This window comes from Novosphingobium terrae (assembly GCF_017163935.1).
GTDB lineage: Bacteria > Pseudomonadota > Alphaproteobacteria > Sphingomonadales > Sphingomonadaceae > Novosphingobium > Novosphingobium terrae.
The window spans coordinates 2,389,415-2,405,118 of record NZ_JABVZR010000002.1; the positions used below are offsets into that span (position 1 = coordinate 2,389,415).

Consider the following 15,704-nt stretch of genomic DNA (forward strand, 5'->3'; position numbering starts at 1 on the left):
CGCTGATTGGTGAGGCTGGAGGGACAGATGATGCCTCATCCCCTGCGGCGATGCCTTGTGGCATATCGTCTACAAAGCGAAAGGGGGAGCCAAGCACTGCGCGCATGGCGGCCCAGAATGCTGCAACCTATGCTCCGTAAAGGCAATCCGCCATGGGTTGCATCGATCCGGCCATCGCCACCAAAGAGCAACACAAGATCCAACGCGCCACGGTCAGTCCCCCCGCTGGTACTGGCTTGGGCAACGCAGACTTCAAGCGCAATCTGCCGATGGGCACGTGGGGAGCCCCCTCGGCGGTTATATTCGCTCAGTCCCGGGCGTCAGATGATTTGAAAACCCTGCTGCTGATCGCCAAACCGGCAGCACGTGCCACCAGCTGATGCATCACGCGATGCACCCTATCCATCTTCGGTATCGCTTCGCGTGAAATGCGATCTCCTGATGGGCCGGGGCGAGGGGCTAGACTGATTGCCAATCAACAGATGATCAAGAGGGAAGGATCAAGCATGGCAGCACAGGCTCTCGCCGCGCAGCAGAGCGATGTTTCGGCATCGGGCATCACCTCGCCCAGCCGGCTGGCGCATGTCGTGCTGCGCACATCGCGCTATGAGGCGATGCTGGAGTGGTACAGGCTGGTGCTTCATGCCGAAATCGCCTTTGACAATGGCCATATCGGCTTCCTCTCCTATGATGAAGAGCATCATCGCGTGGCCTTTATCAATGTACCGGGACTGGGCGAACAGCCCGAGGGGATCTGCGGCCTGCATCATGTCGCCTTCACTCTGGACACGTTGCGCCAGTTGTTGGACAATTATGCCCGCCTGCGTGAGCTTGGCGTGGAACCGGCATGGGCGGTCAACCACGGGCCGACCACATCGCTCTATTATGCCGATCCCGATGGAAATCAGGTCGAATTCCAGGTCGATAACTATGATACGGTTGAGGAAGCGGGCGAATTCTTCTTCTCCGATGCCTTTGATGTCAATCCGATCGGCGTCGATTTCGATCCCGAAGATCTGCGTCGCCGCCTGCTGGCCGGCGAAGATGAGGCCACATTGAAGCGCCGTCCGCCCAGCGGTCCCGTGGGGCTCGAAGCGATCAAGCTGCGCTGAAGGAGCCTCGCATGCCTGTGATCGGACCGTTGTCCTTCGCGCTGGAAGTGCCCTCCCTTGAGGAGGGCATTGCCTTTTACACCGATGCCGGTCTGGCGGCTGTGCAGGATGGCAATCGTGTCGATCTGCGTTGTGCCGATCAGGAAAGGCCCTGCATCACGCTGCTGGGCGGCTTCGCCCGCAAGCGCCTGCACCATATCGCGTTGCGGGCCGATGGGCTGGCACAGATCGCCGAAGATGTGCCCGCTGCGGGGGGCATGGTGGTGCACGCGCCTGAAGGTTTCGATGCAGGCGGGCTATGGGTCACCGATCCGCATGGCATGCTGTTCCATCTGGTCGCTCTGCCAGCGGAAGAACCGCTGCCCGCAGCAGAGCCCTTTGCCATCAACGCGCCGGGGCGCATTGTGCGCAACCGCCGCTCTGCGATCCTGCCCGCGCGCGCTTATGCACCGGCCAAGCCGCTGCGTCTGGGGCATATGCTATGCTTCAGCCCTGATGTGCTGGCCAGCGTGCGCTTTGTCACCGAAGGTCTGGGCATGGCGCTGGCGGATCAGGCGCAGGATGTGATCGCTTTCACCTGCGCGCGCAAGAACAGCGATCATCATGTGCTAGCCTTTGCCAAATCGCCGGGCATCGGTTTTCACCACGCCAGCTTTCAGGTCAACGATCCCGATGAGGTGGGCCGTAGCGGGCGTGCTCTGGTCGATCGTGCCGGACGGGGTGACTGGGGTTTCGGCCGCCACACCATCGGATCGAACTTCTTCCATTATATTCAGGACCCTTGGGGGTCATGGTTCGAATATTACGCCGACATGGATTTCATCGACGACCATGCGCTGTGGACGCCGACCAATTATGCCATGGAAGACAGTCTGGCCAGTTGGGGTCCGAAACTGCCCGAAGACTTCGTGCATAATTACGAGGTCAGTGAGGCTTTCGCGCCTCGGGACGTGGCACCTGCCTCATAAAGGCAGCGATGTCTTATAGACCACCGGCCTCAGGGCGAAGCTGGTGGTCACCTGCGAAACGCCGGGAATGCGGGTCAGCTTCTGGCGCAGGAAATCCTCGAAAGCGCCCAGGGATTCGAACATCACGCGCAACTGGTAATCGGAATCGCCGGTCATCATGTAGCATTCCATCACCTCGGGGAAACCGGCCACGGTGTCCTCGAAAAGCGCCAGATTCCGGTCATCCTGCCGGTCCAGGCGCACGCGGATAAAGGCGGTGACGGGCAAGCCGGCGGTGATCGGATCGACCAGAGCGACATAGCGGAAGATCACGCCGTCGCTCTCCAGCTGGCGCAACCGGCGCAGGCAGGGCGATGGCGACAGGCCGACCCGATCCGACAGATCCTGATTGGTCATCCGCCCATCCGCCTGCAATTCATTGAGAATACGCCGGTCTATCTGATCGATGACTCGCGATGACATGGATATCTCCCGATATTGGCATAATCTGCCTCTTAATTATCCAAATTGGTAGATCATGCTAAAAATAGAGTCAATCGAGGCATGGTTTGCAAGGACTCTCCTCGCGATCTGCGGTAGGGTCATCGGGCAAAAAAGAAAGTAAGAGCGATGCGGGAGTTATCCATCCTATCCGGCGCGCAAATCCTGGTGCGCACGCTGGTCGACCTGGGGGTCGATACGGTGTTCGGTTATCCGGGCGGCGCGGTTCTGCCGATCTATGACGCGCTGTTCGATGAGGCGCGCATCCGCCATGTGCTGGTGCGCCATGAGGCCGGCGCGGCTCATGCGGCGGAGGGCTATGCCCGTTCCAGCGGCAAGGTGGGGGTGGTGCTGGTCACCTCCGGCCCGGGGATCATCAACACGGTGACCGGCCTAGCCGATGCGATGATGGATTCCATCCCCATCGTGGTGCTGAGCGGGCAGGTGCCCACGCCGCTGATCGGCACCGATGCCTTTCAGGAATGCGATGCTGTGGGCATCACGCGGCACTGCACCAAGCACAATTATCTGGTGAAGGATGTCGCGAAGCTGGAAGGCGTGTTGCGCGAAGGCTTCCAGATCGCCGGATCGGGGCGCCCCGGCCCCATCGCCATCGATATTCCTAAGGATGTGCAACTGGCGCGGGCCCCCTGGCCGGGCGTCGCTGCGCCGATGCGCGCTTCCTATCGCCCGGCCTTCGCTGCCGAGGATCAGGCGCTGGCCCGCGCGGTGGAGATGCTGGCGCAGGCGCGGCGCCCGGTGTTCTACACTGGCGGCGGTGTTATCAATGCAGGCTCTGCGGCCAGCGAGGCCCTGCGTGAGATCGCTACGCTGAGCGGGGCGCCGGTCACCTCCACGCTGATGGGGCTGGGGGCCTTTCCGGCAAGCTCGCCGCAATGGCTGGGGATGCTGGGCATGCATGGCACCTATGAAGCCAATCTGGCGATGCATGAGGCCGATCTGATCGTGGCTGTGGGCGCGCGTTTCGACGATCGCGTGACGGGGCGGCTGGATGCCTTCGCGCCCCATGCTCGGAAGGTGCATATCGACATTGACCGCAGCTCCATCGGCAAGAATGTGCCCGTGGATGTGGCGATCAACGCCGATGCGGCGCAGGCCTTGCGCGGGATGACTGCGCAATGGCGCGATGCGGGCCATCAGGCGCAGGACCTTTCGCCATGGTGGCGCCGGATTGACGAATGGCGCGCGCGCGATTGCCTCGCCTTTGAGCAACCGCCTGAGGGCATCGCCCCTCAGGCTGCCTTGCAGGCCCTGTGGCGACAGGTGGCTCACCGCGATCCCATCGTCAGCACAGAGGTGGGGCAGCATCAGATGTGGGCCGCTCAGCATCTGGGTTTCGAGGCCCCGCGCCGCTGGCTGACCAGCGGCGGGCTGGGCACGATGGGCTATGGCCTGCCCGCTGCCATCGGCGCACAGGCGGCCAATCCCGGGCGGCTGGTGATCGATGTCTCGGGCGATGCCTCGTTTCAGATGAACATGCAGGAGATGTCGACCGCCGTGCAGTTCCGCCTGCCGGTCAAGATTTTCCTGCTCAACAATGAGCTGCTCGGCATGGTCCGGCAGTTGCAGGATGTCGATTACGGCGGGCGCTATGCCGCCAGCTATTCGGAATCCCTGCCCGATTTTGTCGAACTGGCGCGCGCCTATGGCTGGCACGGGCTGCGTATCGATGACCCCGCCGATCTGGAAGCGGGCATCGCCGAGATGATCGACCATCCCGGCCCGGTGCTGGTCGATGTGCGCGTGGCCCGTTTCGACAATTGCTATCCCATGGTGCCCAGCGGCGCCGCGCATAACCAGATGCTGCTCGGCCCCCATGATCGCCTGCCTGACCGTCGGATGCTGGCTCAGGATGCGGAAGCCTTGCTGTGACCTCTCAAACCCAACCTCAACCCGGCCGGATTGACGGCCCCGATGGAAAGTTCACTCCGATGACCACCACGATCTCGTCCGACCGGCAGGAGCTGGTCGCCTCGCTGGAGATGATGGACCAGCGGTTGCTGTGGCTGTCCTCCTGGATGATCCACAATGCCAACCATATCCGCGAAAAGACTGACGGGCTGAAGGTGGGCGGCCATCAGGCCAGCTGCGCCTCGATGACGGCGATCATGGCGGCGCTGTACTTCCACGCGCTGGGGCCGAATGACAAGGTGGCGGTCAAGCCGCATGCCGGGCCGGTGTTGCATGCGATCCACTATCTGCTGGATGAGCAGACGCGCGAGAAGATGGAGGCCTTCCGCGGCCTTGGCGGCGTGCAGAGCTATCCCAGCCGCACCAAGGATGTGATCCCGGTCGATTTCTCCACCGGCTCGGTCGGGCTGGGCGTGGCGATTACCGCTTTCACCTCTCTGGTTCAGGATTATCTGATCGCGCATGGTCAGGTGAAGGAAGAGAATGCCGGGCGGATGATCGCGCTGATGGGCGATGCCGAGCTGGATGAGGGCAACATCTATGAATGCCTGATCGAGGGCTACAAGCACGATCTGCGCAATTGCTGGTGGGTGGTCGATTACAACCGCCAGTCGCTGGATGCCACCACTGCCGACCGTATGTTCCGCCGTTTCGACGATATTTTCGAGACCTGCGGCTGGCGCGTGGTGACGCTCAAGCATGGCCGCCACCAGCGCGAGGCCTTCGCCCGCCCGGGGGGCAAGGCGCTGGAGGAATGGATCGACAGCTGCCCCAATGCCGAATTCGCGGTGCTGACCTATCAGGGCGGCAGCCATTGGCGTGAACGCCTGATGGCCGATATCGGCGACAAACCCAACGTGAAGGCGCTGCTCGACAGCTTTGACGATGCGGGTCTGGCGCGGCTGATGACCAATCTGGGCGGCCACTGTGTGGAATCGCTGATCGATGCTTTCGACAGCGCTCAGGATGATCGGCCCACGCTGTTTATCGCCTATACGGTGAAGGGGCAGGGCCTGCCGCTGGCCGGGCACAAGGACAATCACTCGGGCATGATGAGCCCGACCCAGATGGAGCAGTTCCGCGACAGTCTGGGCATCACCCCCGGCACGGAATGGGACAAGTGGTGCGGTCTGGGTGAAAATGTCGCCCAGTCCTTGCAGGCTTTCGTCAACGATAGCCCGATCGCCCACCACCGCCGCGAAAGCGCCGCGCCCACCGTGCCGGTGCCCGCCATCCCCGCGCCCACCGGAGCCGAGCAATCGACTCAGGCGGCCTTCGGCAAGATCATGCACGAACTGGCCAAGGGCGGCGAGGAACTGGCCGACCGCATCGTCACCACCGCGCCCGATGTGACCCAGACCACCAATCTGGGCGCCTTCGTCAATCAGCGCGGGCTGTTCCGGCGGCAGGAGCTGGGCGATGTGTTCCTGAAGGCCAAGATCCCCTCGACCCAGAAATGGCTGCAGCACACGGCGGGCCAACATATCGAGCTGGGCATTGCCGAGAGCAATTTCTTCCTCGTGCTGGCCGCGCTCGGGCTGGCCGGGCCGCATTTCGGCACGCGGCTGCTGCCGGTGGGCACGGTCTATGATCCCTTTATCGCGCGCGGGCTCGATGCGCTGAACTATGGCTGTTATCAGGACAGCCGCTTCCTGCTGGTCGGCACGCCTTCGGGCATCACGCTGGCCGCCGAGGGTGGCGCGCATCAGTCGATCAACACGCCGCTGATCGGCATGGGCCAGCCCGGCCTCACCACCTATGAGCCGGCCTTTGCCGATGAGGTGGCGCTGACCATGGCGCATGCTTTCGATATCATGCAGCGCCCGGATGGCTCCTCGGTCTATCTGCGCCTCTCCACCCGCAGCATCCCGCAGGTGACGCGCGAGGATGGCAGCTGGCAGGCCGATGCGCTGGCGGGCGCCTATTGGCTGCGTCGCCCCGGCCCCGATGCCACGGCGGCGATCATCTTCTCCGGCGTGGTCGCGCCCGAGGCGCTGGCGGCGTGGGAACAGCTGGCGGATGATATTCCGGGGCTGGGGCTGATGAATGTCACCTCGCCCGATCTGCTGCATCGCGGCTGGTCCGCCTCGCGCGGGGCGCGCTGGAAGGATGAGGCGCCGGTGCCTTCGCATATCGACCGCTTGCTGGGCGATCTGGCACCGGGCGCGGGGCTGGTGACAGTGCTGGATGGCTCGCCAGCGGCCCTGTCGTGGATCGGCGGGGTGCGCGGCAATCGCATCAGCCCGCTGGGCACCGACCGCTTCGGCCAGACCGGCAATCTTTCAGACCTTTACCGCACCTACCGGCTGGACAGCGAGGCGATCATCGACGCTGCCGCCGAACTGTTTCTGGGGAACTGACATGGCCATTGAATTGAGCATGCCGGCGCTGTCGCCGACGATGGAGAAGGGCACTTTGGCCCGCTGGCTGGTGAACGAGGGCGATCTCGTGAAAGCCGGCGACCAGATCGCCGAAATCGAGACTGACAAGGCGACGATGGAATTCGAAGTGGCCGATGGCGGGCGCGTGCTGCGCCTGCTGGTCCCGGCGGGCAGCGAGAATGTTGCCGTGGGCACGGTGATCGCCGTGCTGGGCGATGCGGGGGAGGTGGTGGCTGAAACTGCTTCTGCCGCCGCGCCGGTTGTGGCGGAGAAGGCAGCGCCTGTCGCGCCTGCACCTGTCGTGGCTGTGGTGGAAGCCCCGGTCGCTGCCGCACCGCTGGTGCTGGATCGCTCGATCCCGGCCACGCCGCTGGCAAGGCGGGTCGCGGCGATCAAGGGTGTCGATCTGGGCAAGGTGCAGGGCAGCGGATCGCGCGGGCGCATCGTGGTGGCGGATCTGGGCGCGGCGATCCCCACGCGCGTTGCCCCGGTTGCGCCGCTGGCTGTTGCCGCGCCGGTGATCGCGCCGCCACCCGAGGGCGTGCCGGTGGTCAGCGAGAAGCTGTCGGGCATGCGCAAGACCATCGCCCGCCGTCTGACGGAATCCAAGCAGCAGGTGCCGCATTTCTACCTGACCTCGCGCTGCAATCTGGACGCCTTGCTGGCGCTGCGCGGTGAGCTGAACGCGGGCCTTGCCGGGCGCGGGGTGAAGCTTTCGGTCAATGATATGCTGATCAAGGCGCTGGCTCTGGCGCTGGTGGCGGTGCCCGATGCCAATGTGCAGTTCGGCGGCGATGTGCTGCATCGCTTTGGCCGGGTCGATGTCTCGATGGCGGTGGCGATCCCGGGCGGGCTAGTGACGCCGGTGCTGCGCGATGTGGCCTCGCTCTCGCTTTCGGCGATTGCCGGGCAAAGCAAGGCGCTGGCCGAAAAGGCGCGCGATGGCCGCCTGACGCCTGAGGATTATCAGGGCGGCACCGTCTCGCTCTCCAATCTCGGCATGTTCGGGGTGGATGAGATGTTCCCGGTGATCAATCCGCCTCAGGCGCTGATCCTCGGCACGGCGGCGGGTGTGCGTCAGCCTTGGGATGTAAAGGGCGAGATCGCTCTGGCCACGATCATGGCGGCCACGGCCAGCTTCGATCATCGCGCCATCGATGGTGCGGTGGCGGCGCAATTTATGGCCGCCTTGCGCGATCTGATCGAGGCCCCGATCCAGTTGGTGGCCTGAACACAGGCAAAAAAGGGGGGGGCGGCATCCTGTGCCGCCCCCTTATTGTATGCGTTAGAAGGTAACCTTGCCCGTTACGCCAAAGGTGCGCGGCGGCTGGCCGTAAGACACCGGATAGCCGATGGCCTGTGATGTCGCATTGTTCAGCACAATGGCATTGAGCAGGTTGCGGCCCCAGATCGAGACCGTCAGTGCGCTATGCGCGGGTTGCCAGCTCAGCGAGCTGTTAAGCAGCGTATAGGCGCCTTGAGTCAGGAAGTTATCCGCCTCGAACTTGTAATTGCCGTTGTAATTTCCGGTAACATTGGCGTGGAATGTGCCGGACGAGAACTGCTTTTCATAGTCCAGCGCCAGCGTGCCCACGAATTTCTGCGATTGCGGGATGCGGTTGCCCGAAGCATCCACGCTGATCAGCGTGGCGCCGCCCGTTGCCTTGGGAATGCTGCCCACGGCATTGGGATAGGAGGTGAAATGGGCATGCAGCATTTCAAAGCCGCCGCTCAGGCTGAACTCTGAGGTCAACTTGGCGTTGAAATCGACATCCAGACCATAGAGCCGCGCTCTGGCGCCGTTCACCACCGTCTGCGAGACGCCGACGAACTGCGTCACCTGCAGATTGTCGTAATTATAGTAGAAGCCGCCCGCGTTCAGGCGCAGCCGCCGACCGAAGAGTTCGGTCTTGAAACCGGCCTCATAGGCGTCGAGCTTTTCGGGCAGATAGGCCGGGTTGGAAGGCGTGAGAATGTTGAAGCCGCCGCTCTTGATCCCGCGATTGTAGGAGACATAGCCCAGAACCGTCGAGGTGAACTGATGACTGAGCGCTGCGCGCCAGGTCGGCTTGTTGATCGTCAGCGGGGCGGGGTTGTAGTTCACATTGATCGTGTTGCCATTGTAGAGGTTGAGCAGCGCATTGCCCACCAATTCGCGCTTTTCATAGGTGTATCGCGCGCCCAGCGTCAGCGTGGTGTCCTTCAGCAGGGTGATGTCCATCTGGCCGAAGGGCGCGACGGATTGCGTTTTTTCAGAGCCATAGGTCAGCGTGCTCTGGTTCGCGGTGGGCGGACCGTTGGTGGCGCCGTAGAAGGTGGGGAAGAAGTCGCGGAAGACGGGCGAATTGCTGTTGCGGTTGAAGAAATAGAACACGCCGAAGGTGTATTTCACCGGGCCGTTGCCGACCGAGGACAGTTGCAGTTCCTCCGAGAAGGACTTGTTCGGCTGATTGCCAGGCGCCACGCCGACATAGAAGATGGGCGTGCCGCTGGGCGCATCGTCAAACAAATAGCTGGTGGTGCCCTGCCGATAGGCGGTGATCGAGGTCAGCTTGGCAAAGGACAGCCGGTGCTCCGCCGTCAGGCTGACGCCGCCTCCATGATAGGCCGCATAGGGATCGATTGGCGAGGCGGTGTCCTGCTTGCCCGCCAGCCTGGTGGCAGGCCCCACGAAGGTGGTGCCGGGATAGGGCACGAAGGTATAGGTATACTGCTTGCGATCCATATAATCGCCGATCAGCATCAAGGACGTGTCCGCATCGGGCTCATAAAGCAGCTTGCCGCGCAGCGAAAGCGAATGGGCCAGCTTGAACGTGTCATTGCCGGTCACCAGATTGGTACCCCAGCCGCGCCCCTGCGTGGCGTAATCCACTGAAATGCTGGCCGCCAGATCCTTGGCGACACCGCCGGTCAGATAGGCACCGGTGCGCAGCGTGGCGTAATTGTCGATCTCCGCCTTGACCTGTCCGGAGAACTCCTGCGTCGGGCGCTTGGTGGTGATCTGGATCACGCCGCCGGTGGAATTGCGCCCGAACAGCGTGCCTTGCGGGCCTTTCAGCACGGCGATCTGCTCCACATCGGGCAGTTCGCGGTTGCTCTCGTTCTGATTGGCCAGATAGACGCCATCGATGTAGAGCGCGACGGGGTTCTCCACCACATTGCTCGACGTGCCGATGCCGCGGATCGACGGCTGGAACACGCCGCCGCCCGAGGTACGCGAGTTCAGCCCCGGCGCCACCAGGCTGAGCGTGGGCAGGCTGACCACGCCCGAGCGCGTCAGCTGGGTGTTGTTCAGCGCGGTGACGACAATCGGCACCTTCTGCAGATTTTCAGACCGGCGCTGCGCGGTCACGATGATGTCGCCCACACCGTTGTCGGCGGCGGGCTGCGGGGCGCTGCCCTGATCGCCATCGGCTGGCTGAGCAGCTGGTGGCGGGGTCGCTTGCGCCTGCGCCGTCACGGCGGTGATGAGTGACATCGCAGCGGCGCAGGTCAGCAAGCCGCACTTCCTCTTGTTCATTCGGGCTCTCCCAGATCGCCGGGTTCTTTCGACCGCTGGCGGCTATATTTCACCATGACAGAGATGATGGCGAAGGAGAGCTTGTTCGATTTTGCCTATATGCGAAACGATGGCAAAGAGCATATCCCGATGCTGACGGTGTATCGCTGATGAGGGGCATGGTTCCTCTCAAGCCGGGCGATAGGTGAACCCAAAGCCGCGCGTGCGGTCCAGCGCGGGGGAGGGCGCGCCGGCGCCGTTGAGAATGCCGCGGAAGGTCGCAGCCAGATCGCTGGTCAGCAGCTCCATGGTGAAGAGATAGCGCGGGCGATCGGCGGGCGGGCCGGGCTGGATGTCGGCCAGAATATCCCTTGTGCCGCTCAACACGCCTGCCTTGCCCATCAGTTCGGGCTGATGCACGTGATCGTACCAGTCATCATAGGCTGCTTCCTGACCCGCCACGGCATCGCCGAAAGCCAGAATGATCGTGCGCTCCTTTGTGCCGGGCGCCGCGCCTTGCGGCTCGCCGCCCACGCCCGGCGTGGTGGGGCGATAGGAGCGATAGGCGAAGGTCTGGACCGAGGCGGAGCTTTCCGGCGGCCACACCTGGCCCAGCGCGCCGCGCCGGGCGATTTCGCGCGCCGCCATGTCAAAACCGGCGGACTGGATCGTGTAGATCGTCAGATGCGCGGGCGTTTTTCTGGCGGTATGGCGCAGCTCCAGCGGGCCCGGCACGAAATGATGTGCTGCGAGGACGCCGGGGATGGAAAGCATGGTTCGGGCTGCGGCTGCCCTTTGCCATTGGGCATAGGCCTCTTCCTGCCCGGGCAGGGGATCGCTGAAGATCAGCAGGGAATGGTGGCCGGGTGACGACGGCGCCGCCCATGCACGCGTAGCACCACAGGCGATCATGCCTGCCCCCATCCCGACCAGCGTGGTAAAATCGCGCCGTGTGATTGTCGCTTTCATGAATCCCTCCTGGCTGGCCTGTGAGGCGCCGCTTCGGGCGGAGGATAGTCCCGCGCAGATGGGTGAGAGTGATGCCATCTTCGCAAGACCGATGCCTTTAAAGGCATCGCTTTCTAGCGCTCTCCGGCGATGGCCTGCATTGCTTTGGGAAACTCGATCTTGAGATAATCGAGCGCCCCGCGAATTTTCGGCGAAAGATGGCGCCTTTGCGGATAGACGGCCCAGATCGGTTCCTCATCGGCCTGCCAATCGGGCAGAAGTGGACGCAAGGCGCCGCTGCGCAGATGCTTGTTGACGTAGAATTCGGGCAGTTGGCAAATGCCCATGCCCGCCAGGCAGGCCTCCAGTACCGCATGACCACTGTTGCAGCGAAACCGGCTGGAGGGGCGCAACTGGATCGCCTCGCCACCTTGCTTGAAATGCCAGATGGTGCTGGTGCCGATCAGGCATTCATGGTTGGTCAGATCCTCGGCGGTTCCGGGCGTGCCGTTGCTTTCCAGATAGGCCGGCGCCGCGCAGGTCACAAAAGCGCGCGAGGCGATGCGGGTGCTGATCAGACGGGAATCCCGCAGATCGCCGGTGCGGATCGCCAGATCATAGCCCTCACCCACCAGATCGACGAGCCGGTTGGTCAGATCGATGACCATGGTGATCCGGGGATGCTGCAGCGCGAAACGGCGCATGATCGGGGCCAGCACCTGCTCGCCCATCGCCATGGAGCAGGTGATGCGCAATTCGCCTTGGGGTTCGCTGCGGTCGGTGATGAGGGCGAGGGCATCGTCGCGGTCCTCGATCAGGCGCAGGCAATGTTCCAGAAAGGTGCGTCCGGTGTCGGTCAGCTTCACCACCCGCGTGGTGCGATGCAGCAACTGGACTTGAAGCCGCTGCTCCAGCGCCATCACCGCGCGGCTGATATGGGTCAGCGAGGTGCCGAGCATCTCTGCTGCTCTGGTGAAGGAGCCGCCTTTGGCGACCGCCACAAACTCCTCGATCCCGTCCCAGTCTGACATTTATTATCCCAAATATGGTATAATGATTTCCAAATATCGGTCTTTATCACAAGGCGCGGCTTTGGGTAGAGCTTCAGGATCAGAACAATCGGCAAGGGCAGCATGGCCGGATCGTGCCGCGCCGGGGGCCGCCATATGGCGGGTTTCGCACTGCCCTGAAACGCCGAAATGCATCGTGTCCGAAAGGGAAGCTTGAGATGAAGACCCGCGCCGCCGTCGCCTTTGCGCCCAAGACTCCGCTGGAGATCGTGGAAGTCGATCTGGAAGGCCCCAAGGCGGGCGAAGTGCTGGTCGAGATCATGGCGACGGGCATCTGCCACACCGATGCCTACACGCTGGACGGCTTCGATTCCGAGGGCATCTTCCCCTCGATCCTCGGCCATGAGGGCGCAGGGATTGTGCGCGAGGTTGGCCCGGGCGTCACCTATGTGAAGCCCGGCGACCATGTGATCCCGCTCTACACGCCCGAATGCCGCCAGTGCAAAAGCTGCCTCTCGGGCAAGACCAACCTCTGCACCGCGATCCGCGCCACGCAGGGCAAGGGCTTGATGCCCGACGGCACCACGCGCTTTTCTTACAAGGGCCAGCCGATCTTCCACTATATGGGCTGCTCGACCTTCAGCAACTTCACCGTGCTGCCAGAGATCGCCGTGGCCAAGATCCGTGAGGATGCGCCGTTCCAGTCCAGCTGCTACATCGGCTGCGGCGTCACCACGGGCGTGGGCGCGGTGGTGAACACCGCCAAGGTGCAGGTGGGCGACAATGTGGTGATCTTTGGTCTGGGCGGCATTGGTCTGAACGTTATTCAGGGCGCGCGTCTGGCAGGGGCCAACAAGATCATCGGCGTCGATATCAACCCCGACCGCGAGGAATGGGGCCGCCGCTTCGGCATGACCGATTTCCTCAACACCAAGGGCATGAGCCGCGAGGACATTGTCGCGAAAATCGTGCTGATGACCGATGGCGGCGCCGATTACACCTTCGACGCCACCGGCAACACCGAGGTGATGCGCACCGCTCTGGAAGCCTGTCACCGCGGTTGGGGCACCAGCATCATCATCGGCGTGGCCGAGGCTGGCAAGACCATCGAAACCCGCCCCTTCCAGCTGGTCACGGGTCGCAACTGGCGCGGCACGGCCTTTGGCGGGGCCAAGGGCCGCACCGATGTGCCCAAGATCGTCGACATGTACATGACCGGCAAGATCGAGATCGACCCGATGATCACCCATGTCATGGGGCTGGAAGAGATCAACGATGCCTTCACCCTGATGCATGAGGGTAAAAGCATCCGCAGCGTCGTGGTGTTCTGATGAGCGCAATCGCCCTGCTGGAGCGTTATTACGCCGCCTTCAACGCCGGAGACAGGCCCGCCATGCTGGCCTGCCTTACCGACGATGTGGCGCATGACATCAACCAGGGCGAACGCCAGACGGGCAAGGCGGCCTTCACCGCCTTCCTCGCCCATATGGACCGCTGCTACGCCGAGCAGCTGAGCGATATCACCCTGATGGCCCATACCGATGGCACGCGGGCGGCAGCGGAATTCACCGTCCACGGCCAGTATCTCGCCACAGACGAAGGCCTGCCCGAGGCCACCGGTCAGCGCTACGTCCTGCCCGCCGGGGCCTTCTTCACCCTGCGCGATGGGCTGATCTGCCGCATCAGCGTCTATTACAATCTGCCCGAATGGACCCGGCAGGTCAGCCTCTGATCCTGCATAACGATAACCTTGCCGAGCGGGTCAATGCCGCTCGCTGACGATGGAGAGTGACGATGTCAGTGATTTCTGGTGACGGCGTTTTCAGCCATGTGTTCATCGGCGCCGCCGATCTCGAAGCCTCGACGCGCTTTTACGATGACGTGCTGGGCGCTCTGGGCGTGAAGAACCTCGGCCCCTTCGGCAGCGGCTGGGTGCTGTATGGTAAGGACAAGCCTGCCTTTATCGTCGCCAGGCCCGGCAATGGTGAAGCGCCCTCCGGCAATGGCGTGACCATCGGTTTTGCCGCTGCCACGCCGGCGCAGGTCGATGCCTTCCATGCCGCGGGCCTTGCCGCAGGCGGCAGTGATGAGGGCGCTCCGGGGGAGCGCGGCCATCTGCCCGGCGCCTATGCCGCCTATCTGCGCGATCCGGCGGGCAACAAGCTGTGCTCCTACGCCTTCACCGGCGGGAACTGACCCTCGGCATGGAACAGGTCAGCCTCAATCAGGCCTTTGGTGGCGCTCAAGGCGTCTATCGCCATGCCTCTGCCGTGTGCGGCGTGGACATGACCTTTTCGGTCTATGTCCCGCCCCATGCGCAAGGGGCGCGGCTACCGGTGGTGTGGTATCTTTCGGGGCTGACCTGCACCCATGCCAATGTCACCGAAAAGGGCGAGTTCCGGCGTGCATGCGCTGAACTCGGCCTGATCTTCGTGGCGCCGGACACCTCGCCGCGTGGCGAAGATGTGGCTGACGATCCGCAAGGCGCCTATGATTTCGGTCTGGGCGCGGGCTTCTATGTCGATGCCACACAGGCGCCCTTCGACAAGCATTACCGCATGGGAAGCTATATCACGCAGGAGCTGCCCGGCCTGATTGCCGAGCATTTTCCGGCAGATATGGAGCGCCAGTCGATCATGGGGCATAGCATGGGCGGCCATGGCGCGCTGACCATCGGCCTGACCCACCCCGAGCGTTTCAAGGCGGTCTCGGCCTTTGCGCCCATCGTGGCGCCATCGCAGGTGCCCTGGGGGCACAAGGCGCTGGGCGGCTATCTGGGGCAGGACCGCGCAGCATGGCGCCGCCACGATGCGGTCGCGCTGATCGAGGATGGTGCGCGCCTGCCCGATCTGCTGGTCGATCAGGGCGAGGCCGACCAGTTTCTGGCCGAGCAGCTCCGCACCGATCTGCTGCGCGATGTCTGCGCCCGTACCGGGCAGCAGGCCACCATCCGCATGCAGCCGGGCTATGACCATTCCTACTATTTCATCGCGAGCTTTATGGCCGATCATCTCGCCTGGCACGCCGAACGCATGCGCTGACAGAGGCAGATTATGGCCAATCTCTATGTGATCGATCTCAATGGCGTGGAAACGCAGATCAAGGCAGCCCCCGGCATCACCCTGATGGAGGCGCTGCGCGATCATGGTTTCGATGATCTGCTGGCATTGTGCGGGGGCTGCTGCTCCTGTGCCACCTGCCATGTCTATGTGGAAGCTGGCCCGGAGAGCATGAAGACCCCCGCCAGCCCGGATGAAGAGGATTTGCTCGACAGTTCGCTTCACCGTCAGAACCATTCGCGACTGTCCTGCCAGATCGCCATCACGCAGGATCTCGATGCCATTCGGGTCCGGCTTGCACCGACCGATTGAACG

General features: G+C 63.2%; 15 protein-coding genes. 11 read left to right on the plus strand and 4 right to left on the minus strand.

All coding sequences use genetic code 11. From position 1 onward, the window contains the following. Positions 1-152: 152 nt before the first annotated feature. The 3 genes from HGK27_RS28360 (at position 153) to HGK27_RS28370 (ending at position 2,080) form a co-directional block, all read left to right on the plus strand. Positions 153-380 carry a hypothetical protein gene (locus HGK27_RS28360; RefSeq protein ID WP_206244143.1) on the plus strand — a complete coding sequence of 76 codons (228 nt, stop codon included), beginning with the start codon at positions 153-155 and terminating at the stop codon, positions 378-380. Positions 381-506: 126 nt separating this feature from the next. After that, complete coding sequence (locus tag HGK27_RS28365; protein ID WP_241127560.1) at positions 507-1,112, plus strand: VOC family protein; 606 nt, start codon at positions 507-509, stop codon at positions 1,110-1,112. Positions 1,113-1,123: 11 nt separating this feature from the next. Beyond that, positions 1,124-2,080, plus strand: coding sequence for a VOC family protein (locus tag HGK27_RS28370; protein ID WP_206244144.1), 957 nt, complete (start codon positions 1,124-1,126; stop codon positions 2,078-2,080). Here HGK27_RS28370 and HGK27_RS28375 read toward each other — a convergent pair. Beyond that, positions 2,075-2,542 carry an Lrp/AsnC family transcriptional regulator gene (locus tag HGK27_RS28375; RefSeq protein WP_206244145.1) on the minus strand — a complete coding sequence of 156 codons (468 nt, stop codon included), beginning with the start codon at positions 2,540-2,542 and terminating at the stop codon, positions 2,075-2,077. The two genes, HGK27_RS28370 and HGK27_RS28375, sit on opposite strands and share 6 nt — an antisense overlap. A 147-nt stretch (positions 2,543-2,689) precedes the next feature. On the opposite strand from HGK27_RS28375, the gene ilvB reads away from it, so the two are divergent. From ilvB to HGK27_RS28390, 3 genes are read left to right on the plus strand one after another with little or no spacing between them, the layout of a single operon-like run. Beyond that, positions 2,690-4,453 (plus strand): biosynthetic-type acetolactate synthase large subunit, encoded by a 1,764-nt coding sequence (ilvB, locus tag HGK27_RS28380; RefSeq protein WP_206244146.1) that lies wholly within the window; start codon positions 2,690-2,692, stop codon positions 4,451-4,453. A gap of 59 nt (positions 4,454-4,512) precedes the next feature. After that, complete coding sequence (locus HGK27_RS28385; RefSeq protein ID WP_206244147.1) at positions 4,513-6,852, plus strand: transketolase; 2,340 nt, start codon at positions 4,513-4,515, stop codon at positions 6,850-6,852. A gap of 1 nt (position 6,853) precedes the next feature. Beyond that, positions 6,854-8,104, plus strand: a complete 1,251-nt coding sequence (locus HGK27_RS28390; protein ID WP_206244148.1) for a dihydrolipoamide acetyltransferase family protein — start codon at positions 6,854-6,856, stop codon at positions 8,102-8,104. 54 nt (positions 8,105-8,158) lie between these two features. Here HGK27_RS28390 and HGK27_RS28395 read toward each other — a convergent pair whose 3' ends face one another. The 3 genes from HGK27_RS28395 to HGK27_RS28405 form a co-directional block, all read right to left on the minus strand. Beyond that, positions 8,159-10,393: a TonB-dependent receptor gene (locus HGK27_RS28395; RefSeq protein WP_206244149.1), complete on the minus strand. Its 2,235-nt coding sequence runs from the start codon at positions 10,391-10,393 to the stop codon at positions 8,159-8,161. Positions 10,394-10,561: 168 nt separating this feature from the next. Continuing rightward, positions 10,562-11,341, minus strand: a complete 780-nt coding sequence (locus HGK27_RS28400) for a hypothetical protein (RefSeq protein WP_206244150.1) — start codon at positions 11,339-11,341, stop codon at positions 10,562-10,564. Between the two features lie 113 nt (positions 11,342-11,454). Beyond that, positions 11,455-12,351, minus strand: a complete 897-nt coding sequence (locus tag HGK27_RS28405) for a LysR family transcriptional regulator (RefSeq protein WP_206244151.1) — start codon at positions 12,349-12,351, stop codon at positions 11,455-11,457. 197 nt (positions 12,352-12,548) lie between these two features. Between HGK27_RS28405 and HGK27_RS28410 the strand changes: the two genes are divergently transcribed. The 5 genes from HGK27_RS28410 to HGK27_RS28430 are packed head-to-tail and all read left to right on the plus strand — an operon-like array spanning position 12,549 to position 15,701. Further along, positions 12,549-13,661: an S-(hydroxymethyl)glutathione dehydrogenase/class III alcohol dehydrogenase gene (locus HGK27_RS28410; protein WP_206244152.1), complete on the plus strand. Its 1,113-nt coding sequence runs from the start codon at positions 12,549-12,551 to the stop codon at positions 13,659-13,661. Then, positions 13,661-14,062 carry a ketosteroid isomerase-related protein gene (locus tag HGK27_RS28415; RefSeq protein ID WP_206244153.1) on the plus strand — a complete coding sequence of 134 codons (402 nt, stop codon included), beginning with the start codon at positions 13,661-13,663 and terminating at the stop codon, positions 14,060-14,062. Before HGK27_RS28410 ends, HGK27_RS28415 begins: the two co-directional genes overlap by 1 nt. Before the next feature lie 56 nt (positions 14,063-14,118). Then, on the plus strand, positions 14,119-14,526 hold the full coding sequence (locus HGK27_RS28420) for a VOC family protein (protein WP_206244154.1): 408 nt from the start codon (positions 14,119-14,121) through the stop codon (positions 14,524-14,526). A gap of 8 nt (positions 14,527-14,534) precedes the next feature. Beyond that, entirely contained in the window at positions 14,535-15,371 is an 837-nt protein-coding gene (gene fghA / locus HGK27_RS28425; RefSeq protein WP_206244155.1) for an S-formylglutathione hydrolase, read from the plus strand. A 12-nt stretch (positions 15,372-15,383) separates the two neighbouring features. Then, on the plus strand, positions 15,384-15,701 hold the full coding sequence (locus HGK27_RS28430; RefSeq protein ID WP_206244156.1) for a 2Fe-2S iron-sulfur cluster-binding protein: 318 nt from the start codon (positions 15,384-15,386) through the stop codon (positions 15,699-15,701). Positions 15,702-15,704: the final 3 nt, after the last annotated feature.

What these genes read in the sequence shown, in the direction of transcription:
- HGK27_RS28385 (WP_206244147.1), top strand. Translation starts at nt 4,513, where the DNA reads ATGACCACCACGATCTCGTCCGACCGGCAGGAGCTGGTCGCCTCGCTG.
- fghA (WP_206244155.1), top strand. Translation starts at nt 14,535, where the DNA reads ATGGAACAGGTCAGCCTCAATCAGGCCTTTGGTGGCGCTCAAGGCGTC.
- HGK27_RS28405 (WP_206244151.1), bottom strand. Translation starts at nt 12,351, where the DNA reads ATGTCAGACTGGGACGGGATCGAGGAGTTTGTGGCGGTCGCCAAAGGC.
- HGK27_RS28415 (WP_206244153.1), top strand. Translation starts at nt 13,661, where the DNA reads ATGAGCGCAATCGCCCTGCTGGAGCGTTATTACGCCGCCTTCAACGCC.
- HGK27_RS28400 (WP_206244150.1), bottom strand. Translation starts at nt 11,341, where the DNA reads ATGAAAGCGACAATCACACGGCGCGATTTTACCACGCTGGTCGGGATG.
- HGK27_RS28430 (WP_206244156.1), top strand. Translation starts at nt 15,384, where the DNA reads ATGGCCAATCTCTATGTGATCGATCTCAATGGCGTGGAAACGCAGATC.
- HGK27_RS28390 (WP_206244148.1), top strand. Translation starts at nt 6,854, where the DNA reads ATGGCCATTGAATTGAGCATGCCGGCGCTGTCGCCGACGATGGAGAAG.
- HGK27_RS28365 (WP_241127560.1), top strand. Translation starts at nt 507, where the DNA reads ATGGCAGCACAGGCTCTCGCCGCGCAGCAGAGCGATGTTTCGGCATCG.
- HGK27_RS28360 (WP_206244143.1), top strand. Translation starts at nt 153, where the DNA reads ATGGGTTGCATCGATCCGGCCATCGCCACCAAAGAGCAACACAAGATC.
- HGK27_RS28410 (WP_206244152.1), top strand. Translation starts at nt 12,549, where the DNA reads ATGAAGACCCGCGCCGCCGTCGCCTTTGCGCCCAAGACTCCGCTGGAG.
- HGK27_RS28370 (WP_206244144.1), top strand. Translation starts at nt 1,124, where the DNA reads ATGCCTGTGATCGGACCGTTGTCCTTCGCGCTGGAAGTGCCCTCCCTT.
- HGK27_RS28395 (WP_206244149.1), bottom strand. Translation starts at nt 10,393, where the DNA reads ATGAACAAGAGGAAGTGCGGCTTGCTGACCTGCGCCGCTGCGATGTCA.
- HGK27_RS28375 (WP_206244145.1), bottom strand. Translation starts at nt 2,542, where the DNA reads ATGTCATCGCGAGTCATCGATCAGATAGACCGGCGTATTCTCAATGAA.
- ilvB (WP_206244146.1), top strand. Translation starts at nt 2,690, where the DNA reads ATGCGGGAGTTATCCATCCTATCCGGCGCGCAAATCCTGGTGCGCACG.